This is a genomic window from Luteipulveratus mongoliensis (assembly GCF_001190945.1).
Classification (GTDB): Bacteria; Actinomycetota; Actinomycetes; order Actinomycetales; family Dermatophilaceae; genus Luteipulveratus; species Luteipulveratus mongoliensis.
Genome location: NZ_CP011112.1, coordinates 3,590,594 through 3,613,065 on the forward strand (window position 1 = coordinate 3,590,594; position 22,472 = coordinate 3,613,065).

Annotated in this window: 24 protein-coding genes; 14 read left to right on the forward strand and 10 right to left on the reverse strand. The window is 68.9% G+C overall.

Going from position 1 to position 22,472, the window contains the following annotated elements:
* The first annotated feature begins 60 nt into the window (after positions 1-60).
* Positions 61-1,941, forward strand: coding sequence for a 2-oxoglutarate dehydrogenase, E2 component, dihydrolipoamide succinyltransferase (gene sucB / locus VV02_RS17075; RefSeq protein WP_052593393.1), 1,881 nt, complete (start codon positions 61-63; stop codon positions 1,939-1,941).
* An 8-nt stretch (positions 1,942-1,949) separates the two neighbouring features.
* Positions 1,950-2,846: a TIGR01777 family oxidoreductase gene (locus VV02_RS17080; protein ID WP_052593395.1), complete on the forward strand. Its 897-nt coding sequence runs from the start codon at positions 1,950-1,952 to the stop codon at positions 2,844-2,846.
* Here VV02_RS17080 and VV02_RS17085 read toward each other — a convergent pair.
* A complete protein-coding gene (locus VV02_RS17085) occupies positions 2,836-4,377 on the reverse strand; it encodes a serine/threonine protein kinase (protein ID WP_052593397.1) in 1,542 nt (513 codons plus the stop codon). The genes VV02_RS17080 and VV02_RS17085 overlap by 11 nt on opposite strands.
* Positions 4,378-4,444: 67 nt before the next feature.
* Between VV02_RS17085 and VV02_RS17090 the strand changes: the two genes are divergently transcribed.
* The gene (locus tag VV02_RS17090) at positions 4,445-5,644 is read left to right on the forward strand and encodes a citrate synthase (RefSeq protein ID WP_052593399.1); all 1,200 of its coding nucleotides are present in this window, start codon (positions 4,445-4,447) and stop codon (positions 5,642-5,644) included.
* Positions 5,645-6,227: 583 nt separating this feature from the next.
* Here the strand turns inward: VV02_RS17090 and VV02_RS17100 are convergent.
* The 3 genes from VV02_RS17100 to VV02_RS17110 are packed head-to-tail and all read right to left on the reverse strand — an operon-like array spanning position 6,228 to position 9,406.
* Entirely contained in the window at positions 6,228-7,397 is a 1,170-nt protein-coding gene (locus VV02_RS17100; RefSeq protein WP_052593403.1) for a citrate/2-methylcitrate synthase, read from the reverse strand.
* Positions 7,398-7,445: 48 nt separating this feature from the next.
* Positions 7,446-8,387 carry a PfkB family carbohydrate kinase gene (locus VV02_RS17105; RefSeq protein ID WP_052593405.1) on the reverse strand — a complete coding sequence of 314 codons (942 nt, stop codon included), beginning with the start codon at positions 8,385-8,387 and terminating at the stop codon, positions 7,446-7,448.
* Positions 8,387-9,406: an ADP-ribosylglycohydrolase family protein gene (locus tag VV02_RS17110; protein WP_083450247.1), complete on the reverse strand. Its 1,020-nt coding sequence runs from the start codon at positions 9,404-9,406 to the stop codon at positions 8,387-8,389. The genes VV02_RS17105 and VV02_RS17110 overlap by 1 nt, the downstream gene beginning before the upstream one ends.
* A 38-nt stretch (positions 9,407-9,444) precedes the next feature.
* Here VV02_RS17110 and lipB point away from each other — a divergent pair, with 38 nt between their 5' ends.
* The 4 genes from lipB to VV02_RS17130 all read left to right on the forward strand — a co-directional run bounded on the left by lipB (position 9,445) and on the right by VV02_RS17130 (position 13,256).
* Positions 9,445-10,074 (forward strand): lipoyl(octanoyl) transferase LipB, encoded by a 630-nt coding sequence (lipB, locus tag VV02_RS17115; RefSeq protein ID WP_052593409.1) that lies wholly within the window; start codon positions 9,445-9,447, stop codon positions 10,072-10,074.
* 88 nt (positions 10,075-10,162) lie between these two features.
* Positions 10,163-11,188, forward strand: coding sequence for a lipoyl synthase (lipA, locus tag VV02_RS17120; protein ID WP_052593410.1), 1,026 nt, complete (start codon positions 10,163-10,165; stop codon positions 11,186-11,188).
* Between the two features lie 5 nt (positions 11,189-11,193).
* On the forward strand, positions 11,194-11,988 hold the full coding sequence (locus VV02_RS17125; protein WP_052593412.1) for a DUF4191 domain-containing protein: 795 nt from the start codon (positions 11,194-11,196) through the stop codon (positions 11,986-11,988).
* A 146-nt stretch (positions 11,989-12,134) separates the two neighbouring features.
* A complete protein-coding gene (locus tag VV02_RS17130) occupies positions 12,135-13,256 on the forward strand; it encodes a glycoside hydrolase family 113 protein (protein WP_052593415.1) in 1,122 nt (373 codons plus the stop codon).
* On the opposite strand, the gene VV02_RS17135 is transcribed toward VV02_RS17130, so the two are convergent.
* Positions 13,243-13,821 carry a TetR/AcrR family transcriptional regulator gene (locus VV02_RS17135; protein WP_052593417.1) on the reverse strand — a complete coding sequence of 193 codons (579 nt, stop codon included), beginning with the start codon at positions 13,819-13,821 and terminating at the stop codon, positions 13,243-13,245. The two genes, VV02_RS17130 and VV02_RS17135, sit on opposite strands and share 14 nt — an antisense overlap.
* 85 nt (positions 13,822-13,906) lie before the next feature.
* Between VV02_RS17135 and VV02_RS17140 the strand changes: the two genes are divergently transcribed.
* A complete protein-coding gene (locus tag VV02_RS17140) occupies positions 13,907-14,275 on the forward strand; it encodes a DUF4267 domain-containing protein (protein ID WP_052593418.1) in 369 nt (122 codons plus the stop codon).
* A gap of 7 nt (positions 14,276-14,282) precedes the next feature.
* On the opposite strand, the gene VV02_RS17145 is transcribed toward VV02_RS17140, so the two are convergent.
* Positions 14,283-14,741, reverse strand: coding sequence for an RDD family protein (locus VV02_RS17145; protein WP_052593420.1), 459 nt, complete (start codon positions 14,739-14,741; stop codon positions 14,283-14,285).
* 154 nt (positions 14,742-14,895) lie between these two features.
* Between VV02_RS17145 and glnA the strand changes: the two genes are divergently transcribed.
* Positions 14,896-16,320, forward strand: coding sequence for a type I glutamate--ammonia ligase (gene glnA / locus VV02_RS17150; RefSeq protein ID WP_052593422.1), 1,425 nt, complete (start codon positions 14,896-14,898; stop codon positions 16,318-16,320).
* Positions 16,321-16,590: 270 nt separating this feature from the next.
* Here glnA and VV02_RS17155 read toward each other — a convergent pair whose 3' ends face one another.
* The 3 genes from VV02_RS17155 to VV02_RS17165 all read right to left on the reverse strand — a co-directional run bounded on the left by VV02_RS17155 (position 16,591) and on the right by VV02_RS17165 (position 18,542).
* Positions 16,591-17,673, reverse strand: a complete 1,083-nt coding sequence (locus VV02_RS17155; protein WP_052593424.1) for a Fic family protein — start codon at positions 17,671-17,673, stop codon at positions 16,591-16,593.
* A gap of 83 nt (positions 17,674-17,756) precedes the next feature.
* Positions 17,757-18,107, reverse strand: a complete 351-nt coding sequence (locus VV02_RS17160) for a YciI family protein (RefSeq protein WP_052593427.1) — start codon at positions 18,105-18,107, stop codon at positions 17,757-17,759.
* Positions 18,108-18,125: 18 nt separating this feature from the next.
* Positions 18,126-18,542: a MerR family transcriptional regulator gene (locus VV02_RS17165; RefSeq protein WP_052597178.1), complete on the reverse strand. Its 417-nt coding sequence runs from the start codon at positions 18,540-18,542 to the stop codon at positions 18,126-18,128.
* 28 nt (positions 18,543-18,570) lie between these two features.
* Here VV02_RS17165 and VV02_RS17170 point away from each other — a divergent pair, with 28 nt between their 5' ends.
* Positions 18,571-19,305, forward strand: coding sequence for a methyltransferase domain-containing protein (locus VV02_RS17170; RefSeq protein ID WP_052593429.1), 735 nt, complete (start codon positions 18,571-18,573; stop codon positions 19,303-19,305).
* A 9-nt stretch (positions 19,306-19,314) separates the two neighbouring features.
* Here the strand turns inward: VV02_RS17170 and VV02_RS17175 are convergent, their stop codons facing one another.
* Positions 19,315-20,031 carry a lysoplasmalogenase family protein gene (locus tag VV02_RS17175; protein ID WP_052593430.1) on the reverse strand — a complete coding sequence of 239 codons (717 nt, stop codon included), beginning with the start codon at positions 20,029-20,031 and terminating at the stop codon, positions 19,315-19,317.
* A 33-nt stretch (positions 20,032-20,064) separates the two neighbouring features.
* On the opposite strand from VV02_RS17175, the gene VV02_RS17180 reads away from it, so the two are divergent.
* The 4 genes from VV02_RS17180 (at position 20,065) to VV02_RS17195 (ending at position 22,466) form a co-directional block, all read left to right on the forward strand.
* A complete protein-coding gene (locus VV02_RS17180) occupies positions 20,065-20,337 on the forward strand; it encodes a DUF4031 domain-containing protein (RefSeq protein ID WP_052593432.1) in 273 nt (90 codons plus the stop codon).
* Positions 20,338-20,356: 19 nt separating this feature from the next.
* Positions 20,357-20,773, forward strand: a complete 417-nt coding sequence (locus VV02_RS17185; RefSeq protein WP_052593434.1) for an HIT family protein — start codon at positions 20,357-20,359, stop codon at positions 20,771-20,773.
* Positions 20,774-20,931: 158 nt separating this feature from the next.
* Positions 20,932-21,795, forward strand: coding sequence for a universal stress protein (locus tag VV02_RS17190; protein ID WP_052593436.1), 864 nt, complete (start codon positions 20,932-20,934; stop codon positions 21,793-21,795).
* A 23-nt stretch (positions 21,796-21,818) separates the two neighbouring features.
* Entirely contained in the window at positions 21,819-22,466 is a 648-nt protein-coding gene (locus VV02_RS17195) for a histidine phosphatase family protein (protein ID WP_052593437.1), read from the forward strand.
* Positions 22,467-22,472 lie beyond the last annotated feature (6 nt).

Consider the following 22,472-nt stretch of genomic DNA (forward strand, 5'->3'; position numbering starts at 1 on the left):
CCGCGACACCTCTGTCGACAACACTGCACATCCGTCACCAGATCCAGGAGACTGTCACCCATGTCTGAACGTGTGACCATGCCCGCCCTCGGAGAGTCCGTCACCGAGGGCACCGTGACCAGGTGGCTGAAGAACGTCGGCGACGAGGTGGCGGTGGATGAGCCGCTGCTGGAGGTCTCGACCGACAAGGTCGACACCGAGATCCCGTCTCCGGTCGCCGGCACCCTCCAGGAGGTGCTGGTCGAGGAGGACGAGACGGTCCCGGTCGGCGCCGACCTTGCCGTGATCGGTGACGGCGCAGCAAGTGACGCTGGTGGTGGCGCGCCCGAGCAGGCCGCTGCTCCCGCGGCCGAGAAGCCGGCCGAGACTCCTGCTCCTGCCGCGGCACCCGAGACCAAGGCCGAGCCGGAGGCCACGCCTGCTCCGGAGGAGAAGGCCGAGAAGCCCGCTGAGGCGCCCGCAGCCGCGCCGGCCTCCGGTGGCGAGGTCACCGGCGGCGAGAAGATCACGATGCCCGCGCTCGGTGAGTCGGTCACTGAGGGCACCATCACCCGCTGGCTCAAGGCCGAGGGCGATGACGTCGCCGTGGACGAGCCGCTGCTCGAGGTCTCGACCGACAAGGTCGACACCGAGGTGCCGTCCCCGGTCGCCGGCAAGCTGACCAAGATCCTGGTGCAGGAGGACGAGACCGTTCCCGTCGGCGCCGACCTCGCGATCGTCGGCGGTGAGGGCGGCGCGGCCGCTCCGGCCGAGCAGGCCGCACCCGAGAAGCCCGCCGAGCCAGCAGCAGGCGCTGCGCCTGAGCCGACCCCCGAGCCCGCGAAGCCGGCCGAGCCAGAGCCGGCCGCCGAGCCTGCTAAGCCCGCAGCCGAGGCCGCACCGGCACCTGCCGCCGCACCTGCTCCGCAGGCAGCCCCGGCCGCGCCGCCGTCACCGGAGCCGACTCCGCAACCTGCCGCCACCCCGGCTTCGGCAGGCTCCAGCGCGCCGGCCGCCGAGGGCGACTCCAACGATGGCCGTGACCCCGCAAGCTACGTCACGCCCCTGGTCCGCAAGCTGGCTGCTGAGAAGGGCATCGAGCTCGCGAGCGTGACGGGCACCGGTGTCGGTGGACGTATCCGCAAGCAGGACGTCCTCGCGGCTGCCGAGGCCGCCGCCCCGGCCGCAGCTGAGGCTCCCGCGGCAGCAGCACCGGCTGCGTCCGCACCAGCCAAGAGCGGTACGCCCGTGTCGCCCAAGCGCGGCACCACCGAGAAGATGAGCCGGATGCGCAAGCTCATCGCGACACGCATGGTCGAGTCGTTGCAGGTCTCGGCACAGCTCACCACGGTGCTCGAGGTCGATGTCACCAAGGTGGCCAGGCTGCGGGCCAAGTCCAAGGTCGACTTCGAGCAGCGCGAGGGCGTCAAGCTCAGCTTCCTGCCGTTCTTCGCCCTCGCGGCTGTCGAGGCACTCAAGGCCTACCCCCAGGTCAACGCCAGTGTCGACGGCGACTCCATCGTCTACCACGCGAGCGAGAACCTCGGGATTGCGGTCGACACCGAGAAGGGCCTGTTCGTCCCCGTCGTCCAGAACGCCGGCGAGCTCAACATCGCCGGCCTGGCTCGCAAGATCGCGGACCTGGCGGAGCGCACGCGCAGCAACAAGGTCAAGCCGGACGAGCTCGGCGGTGGCACGTTCACGCTGACCAACACCGGCAGCCGAGGTGCGTTGTTCGACACCCCGATCATCAACCAGCCGCAGGTCGGCATCCTCGGCACCGGCTCGGTCGTCAAGCGGCCCATCGTGGTCACCGATGCTGACGGTGGCGAGACCATCGCCATCCGCTCGATGGTCTACCTCGCGCTCTCCTACGACCACCGGATCGTGGATGGGGCGGATGCTGCCCGCTTCCTCACCGCGATCAAGGAGCGCCTCGAGGAAGGCGCGTTCGAGGTCTGAGGGACGTCATGACACAGCGCGTCGCCATCACCGGCTCATCCGGCCTGATCGGCGGCGCGCTGTCGTCGTACCTGCGGGACCGCGGGGACGAGGTCGTCCATCTCGTACGCCGCTCGGCTGAGGCGGCCCACGAGGTCACCTGGGACCCGGCGCGCCAGCAGCTGGACCCGGCAGCCCTTGACGGGGTGACTGCGGTGGTCAACCTGGCGGGTGCCGGGGTCGGTGACCATCGGTGGACGACGTCGTACAAGCGCACCCTGGTCCAGTCACGAATCGACTGCACCACCACAGTCGCTCGCGCTCTCGCGGAGGTCGGGCGGCCCGTCCGCCTGGTCAGCGGATCGGCGATGGGGTTCTACGGCAACCGCGGTGAGGAAGTCCTCGACGAGACCAGCAGCCGCGGCGACGGGTTCCTGTCCGATCTCGTACGCGACTGGGAGGCCGCCGCTGCTCCTGCCGCCGACGCCGGCTGCCCCACGGCGTTCACCCGGTCCAGCCTCGTGCTCTCCGCTCGTGGTGGAGCGCTCGGTCGCATGCTGCCCCTCGCGCGGTTCGCCCTCGGTGGCCCGCTGGGCAACGGTCGTCAGTGGTGGTCCTGGATCTCGCTCGAGGACGAGGTGCGAGCCATCACCCACCTCATCGATCATCCCGACATCGTCGGGCCGGTCAATATGGCGGCGCCCCAGCCCGAGCGGCAGAAGGACTTCGCGGCACAGCTTGGCCGCCTGGTCCATCGCCCGGCGATCGTGCCGGCGCCGTCGCCGGCTCTCCGCGTCGTGATCGGCGAGATGGTCCAGGACATCCTCGGCAGCCAGCGTCTGGAGCCGGCGGCGCTGAGCGCGTCCGGATTCACTTGGAACCATGAGTCGTTGGAGGACGGCCTGGCCTGGGCCATCACCCACTAGCGGCCGGCGTCCAGCTCGAGATACGCCAGCCGCGGTCGGTCCACTCCATCGTGAGCGTGGCGCGCTCCCCCACGCTGCCGGGCATCCGCTGCTCGCCGGCGGGCGAGACCAACGCGTACGCCGACCGGTCCACCACGGCATCGACCTTGACCGTGTCGGACGCCGAGAAGTCCAGCTCGGCGCGACGGACCCGAAAGCCCAGGCCCTTGTAGCGCACGGATGCTCGAGCCGCCTGCTGCAGGTCTGCCTGATCACGCCGCCACCCGCTCGACCCAGCGACGAACGCGCCGCCCAGATCGGCCTCGCGGCCAGTGGTCCACGCGCTCGCCCTCGCCGTCACCACGCGCTGCAGGACGCTGACCGGGTTGGCGCCGAGCGTTTCAGCGCCGGTCGCGTCGTCGGTCGGTCGGGTGGACGGCCGTCGCGCCGATGGCGAGGGCGACGGCCGGGCTTTCGTGGCGGATGCCTTCGCTGCGGCAGGGCGAGAGGTGGGCGCAGCCATGGGATCCGAACCGGCGCCGGTGGCGGTCGGGCCGAGAGCGGCATAACCCGCGCAGGCGACGCCGACCAGCCCACCCAGCACCGCCGTACGACGCACCACGCGCTGCCGCCACCAGGGCACCGCGAGATGCTCCGGCGCCGGCTCCGCCGCCTCGCGGATGCGTTGGGTCAGGCCCGAGGCCGAGTCACCGGCGGCTGGTGCCGTACGACGACCGCTCGACCCGGCGAGCGGGGCCGGCGCGGGCCGGGCAAGGTCCCAGAGGCGCAGCGCCAGGTCTCCCGGCTCGGGCCGCGCCTCCGGAGTGTGCGACAGGCAGCTGACGACCAGGTCGCGGACCTCGGCCGGCACCTGCGGAGCAACGTCCTCCAGGTGGGGCCGCAACGCGGGTGGCTCCGGGCGCTCACCCACCAGCGCCGTCCAGGCCAGCGCACCCAATGCATAGACATCGGCGGCCGGCGTCGGCAACGCGCCGCCCAGCACCTCGGGCGCGACGAACCCATCACTCCCCCACACCTGCGCATCCGGGACACCCGCCAGCCGCGCGACACCGAGGTCGGCGATGAGCGGCTTGCCCTCGTCGGTCAGCAGCACGTTGGCCGGGGACAGGTCGCCATGCACGAGGCCCAGCGCATGCAGGTCATGCAGCGCTCTGGCCACGGGGCAGAGCACGGTCACCAGCTCGCCAACCGTGAAGTGACCTCGGCCTTCGACGGCGGCCGCGAGTGAGCCGCCTTCGGCCAACTCGGTGATCAGCGCGATCCTCGGATGCGCGCCCGAGTCCTCGAGGACGGTGTCGATCAGGCGCAGCACGTGGTCGTGCTCGATCCGCTGGAGGACGGTCAGCTCCAGCCCGACGTCCTCCGGCCGCTCGGTCAGCACCTTGGCCGCGAGCCTCGCGCCGTCGGACGCGCGCGTGACGGTCCAGACCTGGCCGGAGCTCCCGGCGCCGAGGAACGGGCCGACGCGAAAGCCTGGCAGCTGCGGACGAGTGGGCTCGGCCGGGTCGGCGGTGTCGGGGTCGGGCTGCATGACGGTCAGAGTGCCACCGCGCAGGGGTCTCAAAACGTTGTCCACAAGCAGTGGTTACCGTGCGGGTATGACCGGGTCCGAGCTGATCTCCGCCGCAGCCGCGGCCGACCTGCTCGGCGTACGACGCCAGACGCTCTACGCCTACGTCAGCCGCGGGGTCCTCGCCCGGGTGCCCGGCACGGACAGCAACGGCCACCGGGTCTCGATGTTCGACCGAGCCGCAGTCCAGGCGCTCGTTGAGCGTCATCGGCGCCCTCGCAGCGGCGTCTTCGAGCTGCACATCGACACCGCCGTCACCGATCTCGACCCGGCCGGTCGGCTGCTCTACCGCGGGCGCGATGCCTGCGACCTCGCGACGACACACTCGTTCGAGGACGTCGCCGAGATCCTTTGGCAGTCAGGCCTGTCCGGCCCTTGGCCCACCACGGCGGACGGCATCGCTCCACGGGTGGCGCAGGTGTGCCCGGAGTCCACGTCCCCGGCCGGTCGCGTCCGCGTCGCGCTCGCCCTGCTCGCCGCGGACGAGGACGACGACGGACGTGGCGCCCCGCTCCCGGACCAGGTCTGCGCCGCAGCCCGTACGGCTATCCTCGCCGCCGCGAACAGCCTCACCTCAGGCGCGACACCAGCTCCGGAGCAGTCCGTGGCCGAGATCGTCGCAACTGCGCTCGTACCTGACCCGAAGCCCGAGGACGTCACCCTGATCAACGCCGCGCTCGTGCTGCTGGCGGATCACGAGCTCGCGACCTCGACCGTGGCTGCGCGAGCGGCCGCGAGCACTCACGCCGGCCCCTATGTCACCCTCCTCACCGGCGCGGCCGCGATGGGCGGACAGCTCCATGGGCGGGCCGCGGCGCAGGCCGTGCCGCTCGTGGAGGCGACGCTCGAGGTCGGTGCCGCGGCGGCACTGGACCAGTGCGACGGCGTACCACCCGGATTCGGCCACACCGTCTACACGGACGCCGACCCGCGTGCCGACTGCCTGTTCGACCTGCTCGGTCAGGTCCGGCCTGACCTGACCGAGCCGATCGATGATCTGTGCTTGCAGGTACGACGCCGGCACAGCCTCGCCCCCAACGTCGACCTCGCGATGGCAGCCTTGACGATCGGCCTTCCGCTCCGGCTCGGCGGAGCGGAAGCGATCTTCGTGCTTGCCCGGCTCGCGGGGATGACGGCGCACGCTCTGGAGGAGCTGCAGCACCGTCTGCGTTTCCGTCCCCGAGCGGTGTACACCGGGCCGGCCGAGCAGCCCTCCCACGGGGACTGAGGCTCATCGGCCACGTGATCGGCGCTTACCTTCGCCCTCGCCCCTACGCTCCGGGCTATGAATCCTGGCGTGCTCCGCGCAGGTCTCACCTCCTTGGTCGATGGCCCGCGCCACCCGCTTGTAGATGCTCTTGAGGTCGTGCCGAACGATCCTGGCCTCTGCCGTCTACGGCGACGAGCAAAGCCCTCGAGCAGCTCGCAGCCGGCGACCCCGACCGGCCGCTCTACGTGGGCAAGGCCGAACGCAGCCTGGCGGGCCGCAACACCTGCGCCTTGCCGTTTGGGTCAGGTCCGAAGCCGGGGTAGTGCTCGATGAAGTCGGGACCGCGGTGCTCGATGAGCTTCTGCCACCTCTCAACCTGGCCAAGATGGGCAAGAGGGGTGATGACAGGGTCAAGGCTGCACGTGCAGCACTGGCCAGTGAGGCGAGGGCATGGCGTCGCGGAGGACATCCATCAGGCTGCTGCCACCTTTGCACGGGCAAAGTGCCTCGCTTCCTCGAAGGTGCCTCCCATCGAGGCGAGGCCTCTGCGAGTTGGCGAGGCACGTTGCGATCGCAAACGAGCGTGGCTCGGCAGATCTCCCTACCTCGCGTCGATCTCCGGAACCTGTTGCGGCGCAACGGGACCCGCGTACGCAGAGCTCGGCCGATAGATCTTGCGGCCCCGGCTCTGCTCGAGGATGTGCGCCGTCCAGCCGATCACCCGGCTGACCGCAAAGGTCGGCGTGAACATCTCGCGCGGCACACCGCAGGACTGCATGACCACGCCCGCGTAGTACTCGACGTTGGCCCGCAGGGGGCGGTCCGGCTTCGCCTCGTCGAGCACCCGCACCACCTCCTTCTCCACCTGCACCGCGAGCTCTGCGGTGGCGCCGCCCAGCCCGACGGCGGTCTCCCGCAACAGCTCTGAGCGCGGGTCGAGCCCTCGGTAAACCGCGTGCCCGAAACCCATCACGCGCTGTCCCGCAGCGAGCTGCGCCCGGGCCCACGGCGCCGCGTTCTCGACCGTGCCGATCTCGTCCAGCGCGTCGAGCGCGCGCGAGGGCGCCCCACCGTGCAGCGGACCTGACAGTGCACCGATCCCGGCCACCACGCACGCAGACAAGTCAGCACCAGTCGAGGCAACCACCCGGGCTGTGAAGGTCGATGCGTTGAAACCGTGGTCGATCGTCAGGCACAGGTAGCGACTCAGCGCGTCCTGATGATCCTGCGTCGCTTCTTCGCCCGTCAGCATCCACAGATAGCTGCCGACGACACCGAGCTCGGGACGCGGGTCTCGTACGGCCTCGCCACGACGCACTCGATAGGCCGCAGAGACCAGCCATGGCACCACGGCAGCCGTACGAATCGCTGCCGTCTCCTTCTCCTCAGCATCGAGGTCCCACAGCGGACGGTCACCGCGCAGCGCCCCGAGAGCCGACACCGTCGTACGCAGGGCAACCAACGGGTCATCCCTGGCGCTGCGCCGCATGACCTCCACGAGGTCGTCGGCCAGTTCCTTTGGTAGCACTGCGTTCTCGGCAATCAGCGACTGCCACCGAGCGAGCTCATCGCGCGTCGGCAGGTGTCCGCGGACCATCAGGTGCCAGACCTCCTCGAACGAGACCTGCCGCGCCAGCTCCGTCGCGTCGTACTGCCGGTAGTGGAAGAAGCCTTCGGTGCCGCGGACGTCACCGATATCGGTCTCAGCAACCACCACCCCTGAGAGGCCGGCGGGTGCGATCTGGGGTTCGGGCTGCGCGGTGGTCGTCATACCTGCCACGGTCCGCCGCGCCCGGCGCGACGGTCAACGTTGATCAGATCAACGTGGGTCGCGATCGTCCTGCCCGTGCTCGGCGAGAAAGGCGTCGACCTCGGCGCGTGTCGGCGCGGTAGCGGGCCCCTTGCGCGTCACCTTGATCGCACCGGCCGCGTTGGCTCGCACCGCAGCCGTGGCCCAGTCCGCCCCGCCCGCACGCTCGGCAACCAGGACGCCGGTGTGCGCATCGCCCGCACCGTTGGTATCGACCGGCTTCTGGGGATAGCCCTGGACGTACGACGTGTGCCCGGCTTCGCGGAGGAAGCAGCCTTCCGGGCCATCCCTCACGATCACCACCGCCCGGGGCGCGAGGCGTCCGGCGACAGCCTCGGTGGAGCCCTCGACGTCGTCCACACCCGTCAGATCGCGAGCCTCCTCGGCGTTGCTGGTCCACACGTCGGTGACCCTGAGCATGCGCTGCTGCAGGTCCGGCTCGAGCTCGGCGAACGGAGCGCTCGGATCGAGCACGACCACGACACCGTCGACGAGCGACTCCAGCCACGTCATCAACGGCTCGCACGTCTCGCCGAGCAGCGTGTAGCCGGTGACGCAGACGATGTCGTCCGCGACCGGGCGTGACTGCGACAGCAGGTCGGCGCTGATCTTTCGCTCGGCACCTTGCGTCGTGACGAAGGTCCGCTCGGCGCTCGGCTCGATCATGACGAAGCAGATCCCGGTGTCGGCGTCAGGCACGAGATCGGTTGCCAGCTCTACGTTCTCGGCAGCCATCGCCTCACGGATCAGGTCTCCGTTAGGTCCGGTGCCGACAGCGCCGGCGTGGACGGCACGGGCGCCCGTGCGCGCCGCGGCGACGAGCACGTTGACGGAACCACCGGCGTACCGGCCGTAGCTCGTGGCCATCGCGTTGCCGCCCCGACGCGGCAGGCCGGGCACGTCGACGACCTCATCGACGAGGGCCTGGCCGGTGTGGATGACTCTGCTCATCAGCTCACCTCTCGAAGGGACAGCAGCCGACCGGCGACAGCGGCCAGGTCCAGTCCGTTGACTCGCTCGACGGTCTCGCACCAGTCCTGCGGGAGCCCGGAACGGCCGAGCCTCGCACCCGTGATCGCCCCGAGGATGGCAGCGATCGTGTCCGTGTCACCACCCAGACTCGCCGCTCGCGACAAGCCCGCACGTGGATCAGAAAGCGCGTCCTCAAGCAGGGCGAACGCGGTCGGCACCGACTCGGTGGTCGCGACCGTGGTGCCGACGACGTCGTACAGCCAGTCGTCGAGCGCGTCGCCGGACCTCTCGGTGCGCGAGCCGAGCACCCACTCGAGCCGGCCCGCGACCGACGGGCCGGGCACGGACGTACCGCACCTCTCCCCCAGCCGAGCCGCGGCCAGCGCCGCAGCGACGAGGTCGTCGTACGCTCCCCCGTCCAGCGCGCACGAGATCGCCGCCGCCACCGCCGCGGCCCCAGCGATGGCGACACCGGTGTGGTGCGTGGGCAGGCAGGTCTGCGCGACGCGCTCGACGAACGCGAGGTGCTGCGCGGACGACTCACCCCAGGCCAGGGCGAGGCCGAGCGGTGCGATGCGCATGGCAGCGCCGTTCGTCGTGCCGCTGGCACCTGCCTCGGCCGGATCGATGCCGGCCCGGATCAGGTCGATGGCCCGGCGCGTGGACGGCCCGAGCAGGTCGCGCGAGCCCCGCGCGGTCATGTCCTGCTCCCAGGCGTCGAGGGCGCCCGCCCAGCGTGCCGGATCTGCGTGACCATGGCCCTCCACGAGCTCGGCGGCCAACAGCAGCATCTGCTCGGTGTCGTCGGTCACCTGCCCGGCGGGCACATCCGGGGCGATGGGTTGATCGGGTGGTGCGTCGACAAGCGTCGTCAACCGGCCGAATCGCGCCTGGATCTCGGCGCGGGTGAACGACTGGGTCGGCATCCCGAGCGCGTCACCGACCGCAAGACCGGCCAGGGCGCCGTACGCCCGGTCCGGCACGTCCCCGTCAGGCACCTGGTCAGCGTAGGGCGCGGGCGGCGTACGGTGAAGTCATGCGTATCGAGCACCTTGGCTTCGCTCCTGACCTCGTGGACTACGAGTCGGCCTGGGCGACCCAGCGCGACGTACACGCCAAGGTCGTCTCCGGCGAGCAGGACGACACGACGCTGCTGCTGGAGCACCGCGCGGTCTACACCGCCGGCAAGCGGACCGAGCCGCACGAGCGGCCGTTCGACGGCACACCGGTCATCGACGTCGACCGTGGCGGCAAGATCACCTGGCATGGTCCGGGTCAGCTCACGGGCTACCCGATCGTGCGGCTTCCCAACCCCATTGACGTCGTCGGCCACGTCCGCCGCCTGGAGCAGCTGATGATCGACACCTGCGGCGACCTCGGGCTCGAGACCGCTCGCGTGGAGGGCCGCAGCGGCGTCTGGCTGCCGGCCGACGCCACCCGCTCGGAGCGCAAGATCGGCGCGATCGGCATCCGCGTCAGCCAGGACGTGACGATGCACGGCTTTGCCCTGAACTGCGACTGCGACCTGTCCTGGGCGACAACGATCGTCCCGTGCGGCATCCCGGACGCAGGGGTGACGTCCTTGTCCGCCGAGCTCGGGCGTGACGTGACCGTCGCCGAGGTCGTCCCGTTCATCGAGAAGCGGCTGCCGGACATCCTCATCTGAGGCAGCAGAACCCCCGGCGTACGCTGGTGGGACTGGCCCGCGACGTCTCCGCCGCGGGCTGAACAACGTGGCAAGGGAGCCGGAAACCGTGACCGTCGCACCCGAGGGCCGTCGCATGCTGCGCGTCGAGGCGCGCAACGCCGAGACCCCGATCGAGCGCAAGCCGAGCTGGATCCGTACGACAGCCAAGATGGGCCCCGAATACACCGCGATGCAGGCGCGCGTGAAGGGCAGCGGCCTGCACACGGTCTGCCAGGAAGCCGGCTGTCCCAACATCTTCGAGTGCTGGGAGGACCGCGAGGCGACGTTCCTCATCGGCGGCGACGTGTGCACCCGCCGCTGCGACTTCTGCGACATCGCGACGGGCCGCCCGACCGCGCTCGACCTGGACGAGCCCCGCCGCGTCGCGGAGTCCGTCCGCGAGATGGGTCTGCGCTACGCGACGGTGACCGGTGTCGCCCGCGACGACCAGCCCGACGGTGCGGCCGGCCTCTACGCCGAGACGATCCGTCAGATCCACGCGCTCAATCCGACGACGGGTGTCGAGATCCTGCCGCCCGACTTCGGTGCGGTGCCCGAGCTGGTCGGCCAGGTCTTCGATGCCCGGCCGGAGGTCTTCGCGCACAACCTGGAGACGGTCCCGCGGATCTTCAAGAGCATCCGTCCAGCGTTCACCTACGAGAAGTCCCTCAAGGTGCTCACCATGGCCCGCGAGCAGGAGCTGGTCACCAAGTCCAACCTCATCCTCGGGATGGGCGAGGAGGACCACGAGATCGAGCAGGCGATCGTCGACCTGCACGAGGCGGGCTGCGACATCCTCACGATCACTCAATACCTGCGCCCCTCCAAGCTGCACCACCCGATTGACCGGTGGGTCAAGCCGGAGGAGTTCGTGCACTGGTCCGAGCGTGCCGAGGAGATCGGCTTCAAGGGCGTCATGGCGGGTCCGTTGGTCCGTTCGTCCTACCGCGCGGGGCGCCTCTACACCCAGGCGATGAAGGCGTACGGTCGTCCGCTGCCCGAGCACCTGAGCCACCTGGCCGCGGCCGCGACCGACCCGGCTCGGCAGGAGGCGGCGTCGCTCGTGGAGAAGCGTCTGAGCGACGTATCCTGAACCCCATGGCCTCCACCGACAACGCGAACGACGCGACGCCCAAGAAGTCGCGCTTCGCCCGCAAGCCCAAGGCACCCAAAGCACCCAAAGACCCCAGCAAGCCGGGTCGGATCGCCCAGTTCAGGCAGGTCTTCACCCAGTCCAGGGCGCAGGACCCGGCCATCGCCTGGTGGATGGCCCTCGCCTTCCTGGTCGTCTTCGGTGTCTTCCTGCTCATCGGTCTGCTGATCGGGCACCCGATCTACGTGGGCATCATGGGTGTGCTCTTCGGCCTGGTTGCGGCGCTGTTCGTCATGGGGCGTCGCGCCGAGCGTGCGGCCTACAAGTCCATCTCCGGTACGCCGGGAGCCACCGGGGCAGCCCTCGGCGCCTTGCGTCGTGGCTGGTTCTACGAGCAGGAGCCGGTCGCCGCGGAGGCTGGTCGGGCACGCAGCGTGAAGGACATGTCTGGCGCGGCGATGGTGTTCCGTGCCGTCGGCAAGCCGGGTGTGGTGCTGATCGGCGAAGGCCCCAAGGGCTCGTCCGTCAAGCTGCTGGAGTCCGAGCGCAAGCGCGTCGCCCGCGTCACCGGCCCGGAGGTCCCGGTCCACGTGCTGCGCGTCGGCCAGGGCGGCGACGACACCGTCGAGGTCAACGAGCTCGCCAAGTCGATGCGCAAGCTCCCGGACAAGCTCACCAAGGACGAGGTCGACGCGGTCAACAAGCGGCTGCGGGCCCTCGGTTCCGCCAAGCCTCCCGTGCCCCAGGGCATGGACCCGCGTAAGGCGCGGATGGACCGTAAGGCGATGCGCGGCCGCTGACGCTGACGCACCTTTCGTACGACCCCGGCAGAGCACTTCTGCCGGGGTCGACGCATACCAAAGAGTGCACAGGCGTGGACTTTTCGTCGATGCCGCGCGTCCCGCCGACTCCCCAGACTGAGGAAAGACATCAGGAGGGGAAACAGATGCACACAGCTCAGCTCACCCGCGCGCAATTCCTACGAGGTGCGGCCGCCGCGGGAGTCCTCGGCCCGCTCGCTCTGCCGGCCAGGGCCAGCGCAGCGACACCGAAGGGACTGAAGTACCGCGGCGTGGTCTACCAGGCGACCGATGGCGAGTTCCCCGAGACCACCTGGAATGCGCACCGGATGCGTACGGACCTGTGGGCGATCAAGACGCAGCTGCACGCGAACTCCGTCCTGATCGAGGGCGACGGCGTGGATCGACTGGCCGCCACTGCCACCGAGGCCGCCGAGCGCGGTCTGCACGTCTGGCTTCGGCCCACCCTGGGCGACCGGCCCGCGGCCGAGATCCTCGATCACCTCGCCGAGACCGGCCGGCACGCCGAGGAGCTGCGCCGACACGGGGCCGCGGTCCACCTCAGCGTCGGCTGCGAGTTCGTGCTCTACGTCCCCGGCATCGTGCCGGGCAAGGACGCGCTCGAACGGATCAAGAACCTCCAGAGCGGCAACTTCGACCCGGTGCAGATGGCGCGCCGGCTGCACGCCTTCACCTCGCGTGCCGCGGCGACCGGTCGCTCGGTGTTCCGCGGCAAGCTCACCTACTCGGCCGCGCAGGACGAGGACGTCGACTGGCGCCTCTTCGACATCGTCGGGATCGACTACTACTCCTTCTTCCCGCACCGCTCTGACTACATTCGCGAGCTGCGGCAGTTCCAGCGCTGGGGCAAGCCGGTCGCGATTCTTGAGTTCGGTGCCTGCACTTATCACGGTGCGCCGCAGGACGGCGGCATGGGCTGGAGCCTTGTCGACTACGACAAGACACCGCCAGAGATCATCGGCGACCTCAAGCGCGATGAACGGCAGCAGGCCGACTACCTGACCGACGTGCTCGCGGCGTTCGAGTCGATGGGCCTCTACGCCGCCATGGCGTACAACTTCGTGACTCCGGACGCTCCGCATCGCCGCACGCCGCGGTACGACCTGGACCTCACGAGCTACGGACTCGTCAAACCGGTCTGGAACTCCTTCGACCGACCGGGGCACTGGCACTGGGAGCCGAAGCTCGCGTTTCACGCACTCGCCCGTCAGTACCGTCGAGCCGGCCTGCCCCTCAACCCGGGGTGAGCAGTCCGACGAGTGCCGCGATCCGGGCCGTACGCGCGCGCGGCCGCAACCGACCGTCTCGAGTCAGCATCGCGATCCCGTGCATGGCGCTCCACGCCACCTCGGTGAGGGTCTCGGCGTCGACTCCGTCGACGTGAGCGGATGAGAGGCCGTCCCTGAGCGAGGCGAACCCGCTCTGCAGCTCGGGCGGCGCCGATTTCTCGCCGAACGCCAGCCCGAGCGGCATCATGAACATCGCCTCATAGACGGCCGGACGGCGCTTGGCGAAGTCGAGGTACGCCGTCACGACCGCCTTCGCCTGCTCGCCCTCGCCAGCCTTCGCGCGCACGGTGTCCACGACGTCCGCCATGTCCCGAAAGCCTTGCAGCGCAACGGCTCTCACGATCCCGACCTTGCCGTCCGGAAAGTGTCCGTAGAGCACTGGCTGGCTACGTCCGATCTCGTCGGCGAGTCGCCGCGTTGTCACTGCCGACCACCCCTCCGCCTCGGCGAGGGCGCGGGCGGCATCGACGATGCGCTGCTCGCGTTCTTGTCGCTCCAGGGCCCGCCGTTCTCGCGCTTCCATGCCGAGACTCTAGCAGCGCTAGCGCGGATGATCTAGCAGTGCTAGTTTTTCTAGCACTGCTAGATCACACCTTGAGGAGCTCACTGTGGCCCACACCATCGGCCTGGCCATCACCTGGATCGCCTGCATCGGGATCATCGGGATCGGGATCGCCTACTGGCTGCGCAACGAGAAGAACGCCGAGGGCTTCGGTCTCCCCGTCCTGCCCGCCCCCGAGGCCCGAGGTTGGTGGCAGGTCAAGGGCATCCGCGACATCGCGTCCGGCCTCGTCGGGATCGTGATGATCTTTGCCGAGCCGGACGCCGTCGCCTGGGTCATCCTGGTGGAGGCGTTGATCCCCATCGGCGACATGACGCTGATCCTGGGCAATCACGGGCGCAAGAGTGCAGCGTACGGCATCCACGGCGTCACGGCCGCGTTCATGGTGCTCGCCGCGATCCTCCTGCTGGTGTGAGCCGCGGTCAGCGAGTTCGGGTGATGACCGTCCCGGCCGCGCGGTCGTGCAGGCCGCGCTGGTCGCGGTCCCATACGACGGCCGGAATCACCAGGCACAGCAGCACCGTTCGGATCGCGCCGGCCACCGGGCCGGCCACTCCCCCGTCGAGCCGTGTCACCTGCACGCCCATCACGCGGTGGCCGATGGTGTAGCCGACGGTGCCGACCAGGAGCAGGTTCTCGACCGCAAAGACGAGGAGCGGCGCAAAGCTGGTCGGGCCCGTGCCCCCGAGCCGGTAGCCGAGGAAGGCCGCGGCGATCAGCGAGCTGAGCACCCAGTCGATGAGCAGCGCCGGTACCCGCCGGGACAACCCGGCCAGGGACCCGGGACCGTCCTCGGGAAGGCCGAGGCGCGCTCCGGCGTACGACGTCTGCGAGCTGTCGGCTCCTTCGAGCCAGGACCCAAGGTCCTTGCGATCGACCACCCGCCAAGCCTACGAGGTCGGGCGTCAACCCCCGTCTCGTGGGGCGTAACACGGGTGAAACACACGAGTCATGGGCGAGAAACTGCTCCGCTATAGGGTCAAGGGCGACCTGTTGCGTGCCGGTTCGACGGCGCGCACCCAACCAGGAGGTTTCATGTTCACCAGCGCTGATGAGGTCCTGAAGTTCATCAAGGACGAAGGCGTGAAGTTCGTCGATGTCCGCTTCTGCGACCTGCCGGGCGTGATGCAGCACTTCAACGTCCCCGCCGAGACGTTCGACGCAGACGCCTTCGAGAACGGCGCGATGTTCGACGGCTCATCGATTCGCGGATTCCAGGCCATTCACGAGTCGGACATGAAGCTCATCCCGGACCCGACGACGGCGTACCTCGACCCGTTCCGCAAGCACAAGACGCTGATCATCAACTTCTCCATCGTCGACCCGTTCACGGGCGAGGCCTACAGCCGCGACCCGCGCAACATCGCGGCCAAGGCCGAGGCCTACCTCAAGTCCACGGGCATCGCTGACACCGCCTACTTCGGTGCCGAGGCGGAGTTCTACGTCTTTGACGACGTGCGGTTCGAGACGAAGCAGAACGCGAGCTACTACTACATCGACTCCGTCGAGGCTGCGTGGAACACCGGCCGCGAGGAGGAGGGTGGCAACCAGGGCTACAAGACCCGCTACAAGGGTGGCTACTTCCCTGTCCCGCCGGTCGACCACTTCGCCGACATCCGCGACGAGATGGTCCTGAAGCTGGCCGAGGTCGGCCTCCAGGTCGAGCGCGCGCACCACGAGGTGGGCACCGCGGGCCAGCAGGAGATCAACTACAAGTTCGACACCCTGCTCGCCTCGGGCGACGACGTCATGAAGTTCAAGTACGTCATCAAGAACCAGGCGTTCGCGGAGGGCAAGTCGGCGACCTTCATGCCGAAGCCGCTCTTCGGTGACAACGGCTCGGGTATGCACACCCACCAGTCGCTCTGGAAGGACGGCGAGCCCCTCTTCTATGACGAGAAGGGTTACGGCGGTCTCTCGGACATCGCCCGCTGGTACATCGGTGGTCTGCTGAAGCACGCCCCGTCGCTGCTGGCGTTCACCAACCCGACGATGAACTCCTACCACCGGCTGGTGCCGGGCTACGAGGCGCCGGTCAACCTGGTCTACTCGGCCCGCAACCGCTCGGCGTGCGTGCGCATCCCGATCACGGGCTCCTCGCCGAAGGCCAAGCGCGTCGAGTTCCGCGTGCCGGACCCGTCGTCCAACCCGTACCTGTGCTTCGCGGCTCAGCTGATGGCCGGCCTGGACGGCATCAAGAACCGCATCGAGCCCCCGGAGCCGGTCGACAAGGACCTCTACGAGCTGCCGCCGGAGGAGCACGAGTCCATCGCGCAGGTCCCGGGCTCGCTGCCCGCAGTGCTGGACGCGCTCGAGGCCGACCACGACTACCTCACCGAGGGCGACGTGTTCACCGAGGACCTGATCTCGACGTGGATCGACTACAAGCGGACCAACGAGGTCGACCCGCTGCGCTTCCGTCCGCACCCGCACGAGTTCGAGATGTACTACGACATCTGAGGAGTGAGGCGGAGGTTGGCGGCGCCGCGACGAAGGAGCAGCCGCCGGCCGAAGCCGAGCCCCGCAAGATGTCGTCGTCAGATACGACATCTGAGTTCTGACTGACCAGATGCCTCGCATCTTCGTAGGTGACTCTCCTCCACGGGAGACATCCTCGAAGAAGCGAGGCATCTGTCGTTGGCAGGACGACGGACTGGGACCTCGTTGTCGCAGGCCGAGGCGTAGCGGTGCCGCGGATCATGCAAACGGTTCCCGGGCTCTCGGCCGATGTCATTCGGGGCGTGTCAGGACGTCCAGGAACTCGTGGTTGACGAAGAGACGCTCGCGACCGATCTTGACGTCGTTCAGCAGACCCGCGTCGACCAGCGCATGTAGCCAGCTCGAGGCGGTCTGTCGCGAGACTCCGCAACGCTCGACGACCGTGCTGATCCGGCTGTATGGCTGCTCGAAGAGCACTGCGAGGAACTGCGCATCACGGCCGCCTATGGTTGCGGCCCGAGCGCGCTCTGCGATGTCGTCCTGGCAGGTACGAATCGAGTCGATCTTGCGAGTTGTCGATGTAGCAGACTCGCGAACAACCTCAAGCATGTACAGGACCCACTCGATCCAGGCTCCCTCGGCCGTCACGGCGCGCAGGAGGCGGTAGTAGTCGTTCTTGCGGGCAATGATCGCTCTCGATAGGTAAAGAATCGGGTCGTCCAGAAGACGCGCCTCGATCAGCATCAGGATGTTGATGACGCGTCCGGTGCGACCGTTGCCGTCGTGGAACGGGTGGATGGCTTCGAACTGGTAGTGAGCCAGGGCCATCCTCACGAGAGGGTCGAGATCGTCCTCGGCGTGCACGAAACGCTCCCAGTCCGAGAGCTTCTCCCGAATGAGGCCGACCCCTTCCGGCGGCGCGTAGACAGTCTCACGCGTCGCAGGGTTCGCGATGCGAGTGCCCGGCACTGCTCGCACTGTCATCTCCCTGCCCTGGAGCTGGGAGCAGATCATCGCCGCGGTCTCGGCGGTAAGGGGGCGACGCCGGATCGAATCGACCCCTGCGAGCAGAGCGCCTCGGTAGCGCAGCGCTTCCTTCGTCGCATGATCTCCGCCACCCAGGTCGGCGCGCTTGAACAGCTCGTCCGCGGTGGTGACGATGTTCTCGATCTCCGAGCTCGCCTGAGCTTCGAGTAACGGAAGGGCCTGGATGAGGACGTTTGCGTTGGGTAGGAACTGCCCAGCTTGAGCCAACGTGGCTAGCGCGGTTCGTGCTTCGATCGTGGCCTTCAGCACAACCTTGGGTTCGAGCTCGAAGTCAGCAGGCGGCAAGGGCGGCAGGTCGTTGAACGGAATGTCGGGGCTTCTGGTCACGTGTCAGGTCCTTTGACCCTTCGGAACAACATGTTAATTTATTGCAGAAAACTTAACACATTGCCCGTGATGCGATGCAGTCCTTAGACGTCGTCGGTCGAGCGGGGGAACGTGGTCGGCGTGAAGCTGATGGCGCCGGCCGGCAGCATCCAGGGCATCGCGACCAGCTCGAAGACACCGGCTTGTACGGCCGGGTCCTCACCCTTGAGCCGCAGCGCCTCCTCGGGCTCGCAGCGCAGGATCGACAGGCCTCGGTAGTACCGCTGTGCGCTCGAGTCGGTCAGCGGGCCGGCGGCAAGCAGTACGCCTTGGTCGTGCAGCGCGGCGAGGTGAGCCAGGTGTGCGTCCTGCAGACGGCCGGCCTCGTCATCTGAGAGCTGCGGCGGGTTGTCGGGAGTCACCAGCAGCACGACGGTGTACCGGTCGAAGTCCATGCCCGCGATCGTACGCAGTCACCCCAGCCGCCCTGCCTCGTCGAGCGGAGCATCAAGGACAGCCCGCACGTGGGCGCACTGCGATGGATCGTCATGCGTGCAGCCGGCGGCACACCGCAGCAGCGCGGCCGACTTCGTCAGCTCCCGGATCTGTGCCTCCTGCATCGCGATCTGCCGACGTAGCACCTCGCTGCGCTCGGCCACCCGGCCGGCCTGGGTCAACGCGCGGATCGCAGGTAGTCCAAGCCCAGTGGCCTTGCCCCGCTGGATCAGCGCGATGCGCACGAGATCCGCATCCTGGTAGACCCGCCGTCCACCGGCATCGCGGTCGGGCGCGAGCAGGCCGACAGACTCCCAGTGCCGCAGCACGTGCGCCTGGACTCCCGCGCGCGCTGCGACGATCCCGATGGAGAGACTCCCGGTCCTTGACCTCATGTCGACATTAAGGCGCACCGTATGAGCCATGTCGACCCTCCTGGACCGCCTCGATGCCCTTGACCGTCAGCCGGCGGCGACCCGCTTGCGCCAACGGTCGTACGACGCGCTCGCCTTGACGAGCGGCGACCGAGTCATCGACGTGGGCTCTGGCGCGGGTCGGGCGGTGGCCGAGCTGGCATCTCGGGGCCACGCCGCGGTTGGCGTCGACCCCGACCCGACGATGCTGTCCGCTGCACGGCAACGGTTCCCGGGAGCGACATTCGTCACGGGGTACGCCGAGGACCTGCCGTTCGAGGACCAGAGCGTCGATGGTGTGCGCATCGACAAGGTGCTGCACAACCTGGTCGATCCGGCGCGGGCCATGACCGAGATGCATCGGGTCCTGCGGCGTGGCCGACGCGCCGTAGCGGTCGGCCAGGACTGGGAGTCGATGATTATCGATGCTGAGGACCCGGACCTGACCCGTGCCTTGGTGCTGTCTCGAGCACGCTCAGTTCCTTCGCCGCGGTCGGCGCGAGCTCTGCGCGACCTCTTCAGCCGTCATGGCTTCGTGGACATCGAGCTGGAGGTCTTCACCCACCTGCTCGACAACGCGACCGCCCTCTCAGTGCTCGCCGGCCTCGCTTCGACCACATCCCGACCAAGCGCCATCACTGGCGAGGCAGTCGACGCATGGCTGGCCGACCAGCATGCTCGCGCATCCACGGGCACTCTGATGGTCGCGGTGCCGATCTTCATGTCGAGCGCACGCCGCCAATAACGTTGTGCTCTAACGAGACTCGCGGGCGATGGTCTGCTCGAGCCCGTCCACGAGTGCTGCCTGGGCAGCGGTGTAGGAGACGAGCACGAACGCCTCGGCAACGGCCCGCGTACGGCGTCCGTGCAGCAGGTGCTCGCGGATCATGATCGTGGCGTCGGATGCGAAGAACGCAGCGCCGCCGGCGGAGATCCGATGACGCATGCCACGGGCGCCTGGCCGACCGCCCGTCGCGAAGGCGGTCATCGTGCCGAGCAGCAGCCCGTAGGCCGTCACGATCGGATCAGGTTGTCGCGTCTCCGCGGAGTCGAGCACCGCCAGACCGGCCAGACCTGCCGCCACCGGCAGCACCGTCCGCCGGGTCGGCCGGTAGCCCGCTCGAGCCAGCAACGCGATGTAGCCCGCCTGCTGCACCCCGAACGCCGACGCTCCGATCCGCAGCAGCCGACGCTGCTCGCCGGCATCGGCTGCCCGGCCGGACTCCAGCATGAACCAGTCGCCGACCGCCGCCCCGGTCGTCGCCACCAGCAGCGCCGCAAGTCCCGCTGGTTGTGCGGCACCGGCCCGGCGCAGCAGGCCGACCTGCAGCATCGGTACCAGCGGCGTCTTCACGAAAGCCTGCCAGCGATGGTTCTCCAACGCTCCGGTCACGGTGGTCGCGGCGGCGAGAGCGACGTACGCCGCCCGCTCCGGTCGCGCGCGTACGGCCTGGTTCAGTCTGCTCAGCACTGCCGCATCATTGCGTAGTGGCACGCTGAGCGCATGACTGTCCTCATCGATCCACCGATCTGGCCGGGCTACGGCACCGTCTGGTCCCACTTGGTCAGCGATGAGTCGCTCGATGAGCTGCACGGTGTCGCCGAGGTCATCGGGCTCCCCCGCCGGCTGTTCGACGAGGATCACTACGACGTGCCCCAGCGGCTGTACGACACCGCGCTCGCCTCGGGTGCCGTCGCCGTCACCGGCCGTGAGCTGATCCGTAGGCTGATGGCGAGCGGGTTGCGCCGCACTGCGCGCGACCGCGAGTCCTCATGAGCCGGAAGGCCTTTCACGCGTGACCACCTGCATCTTCTGCGACATCGTCGCTGCGACGATCCCCGCCGAGATCGTGCACGAGACCGAGACGACCGTCGCCTTCCTCGACACCCGGCCGGTCTTCAAGGGCCACGTCCTGGTGGTCCCGCGGGAGCACATCGTCACGCTGGCCGACCTGCCACCAGAGCAGGTCCAGCCCTACTTCATCGAGGTCCAGCGCATCAGTGCACGCATGCCTGCGGCCCTGGAGTCACAGGGCACCTTCGTCGCGATGAACAACGTGGTCTCCCAGAGCGTGGCGCACCTGCATTGCCACGTCGTGCCCCGCACGAAGGGTGACGGGCTGCGCGGGTTCTTCTGGCCGCGGCACAAGTACGCCGAGGGCGAGCAGGCGTCGTACGCCGCCCGCCTGCGTGAGGCGCTCGCCTCCCCCTGACCAGAGCCCGAGATTTTCACGACACGTGCAGTCGATGGTCAGTGACTTTTCAGCGTGCAGTTCTACGATCAGAGGATCAGGTCACACGGACCTGAGACGACGGTCGACGCCGAGCGCTCGACGTCCCCCGCCGCCATGAGACCGCTAGGAAGGTCACCATGGAAGGCACCGTTCACCCGGGCAGCATCGTGGTCGGCATCGACTCCTCAGGCGCGAGTCTGGCCGCCCTCGACTGGGCGACTGCACAGGCTCAGAACCTCCACGCACCACTGCACCTCATCACCGCATACAGCCCCGACCTGGCAGACGTCGAGTGGGGCATGGGCTCCACGTACGACTCCGCCCGACATGCCGGCGAGCAGCTGCTCGGCAGGGCACGTGCTCGAGTTCAGCTGCGCGACAAGGCTATTCACGTCAGCACATCCCATCCGGAGTCGTTCCCGGCCGCACCCCTGATTCGGGCCTCAGAGCAAGCCCAGCTCGTAGTCATGGGCTCCCACGGCGAGAGTCTGGCTCACTTCGGCAGCCTCGGAGCCACTGCTGTCCAGGTCGCATCGCATGCCGCATCACCGGTGGCCGTGATCCGTCAGGACGCCCATGCGACGGGATCGTTCGGACGAGTGACCGTGGGCGTCGACGTGGTCGACAACCCGACCCTGGCGTGGGCGTTCGACCAGGCCGACCGGCTCGATGCCGAGCTCGTTGTCGTGCACGCCTGGCAGCCACGTGATGCCAAGGATCCCGGGCTGGCTCGTGACGCGAGCTGGACGGACTACGCGACCCGGTGCACCGACATCATCAGTCAGCGCGTTGCCGCGCAGCAGCGGCGCTACCCGGACGTCAAGGTCCGCACCGAGGTCACCCGCGGCAACCCGGCCAAGATCCTGGTCAACGAGTCACACAGCAGTGACGTCCTCGTGGTCGGCGCCCGTGGCTCCGGAGGGTTCCCCGGACTGTGTCTCGGCCGAGTCGCCTACAGCGCCCTGGCGCACTCCGAGTGTCCGGTGATCATCGCTCGCTGAGACGCAGACCTTGGGGGTACCGCATGACCGCCGACGTCCTGATCATCCAACACGCGGAGAAGTGCGCTGAGTCCGGTGACCCCGACCTCACCGAGCGCGGCTGCCAGCAGGCGGATGCCCTCGCCGAACGGCTGGTCAGTGCTCGTCCCGTGCTCCTGCTGACCTCACCGCGCCTCCGGGCGGTCCGGACGGCCGACGTGATCGGAGCGGCCACCGGCTTGGACGCCACCGTCGTCGACGAGCTGCGAGAGCGCAGCAGCTGGCCCGGTCCCGACGAGCTGCCCGAGGAGGAGTTCCTCTCCGACTGGAGGCAGTCGTGCCGCGACCGGGCGTTCCGGCCGCGGATCGGCGACTCCTCCCTGGCGACGGCGGAGCGGATGATCCGGGTGATGCGCAGCGCGGCACGTCGTGCGGAGCATGGCCCGGCCGTGCTGGTGACCCACAGCGGGGCCACGGTCGACCTGCTGCGAGATCTCGTCGGAGACCGCCAGCTCGAGCACCGCTACCCGGGCGCCGTCGAGAGCGGTCTGCCCGGCACGGCGGTCACCCATGTCGCGGTCACCCCGACCGACGATGTACGCGTCGTCTCGATCGGGGACGTCGGTCACCTGACCGAAGCTCTCGTGTCCGGACACCTGCCGGACGAGGTGGCTATCGGTCGGCTCCCCTGACGGGCA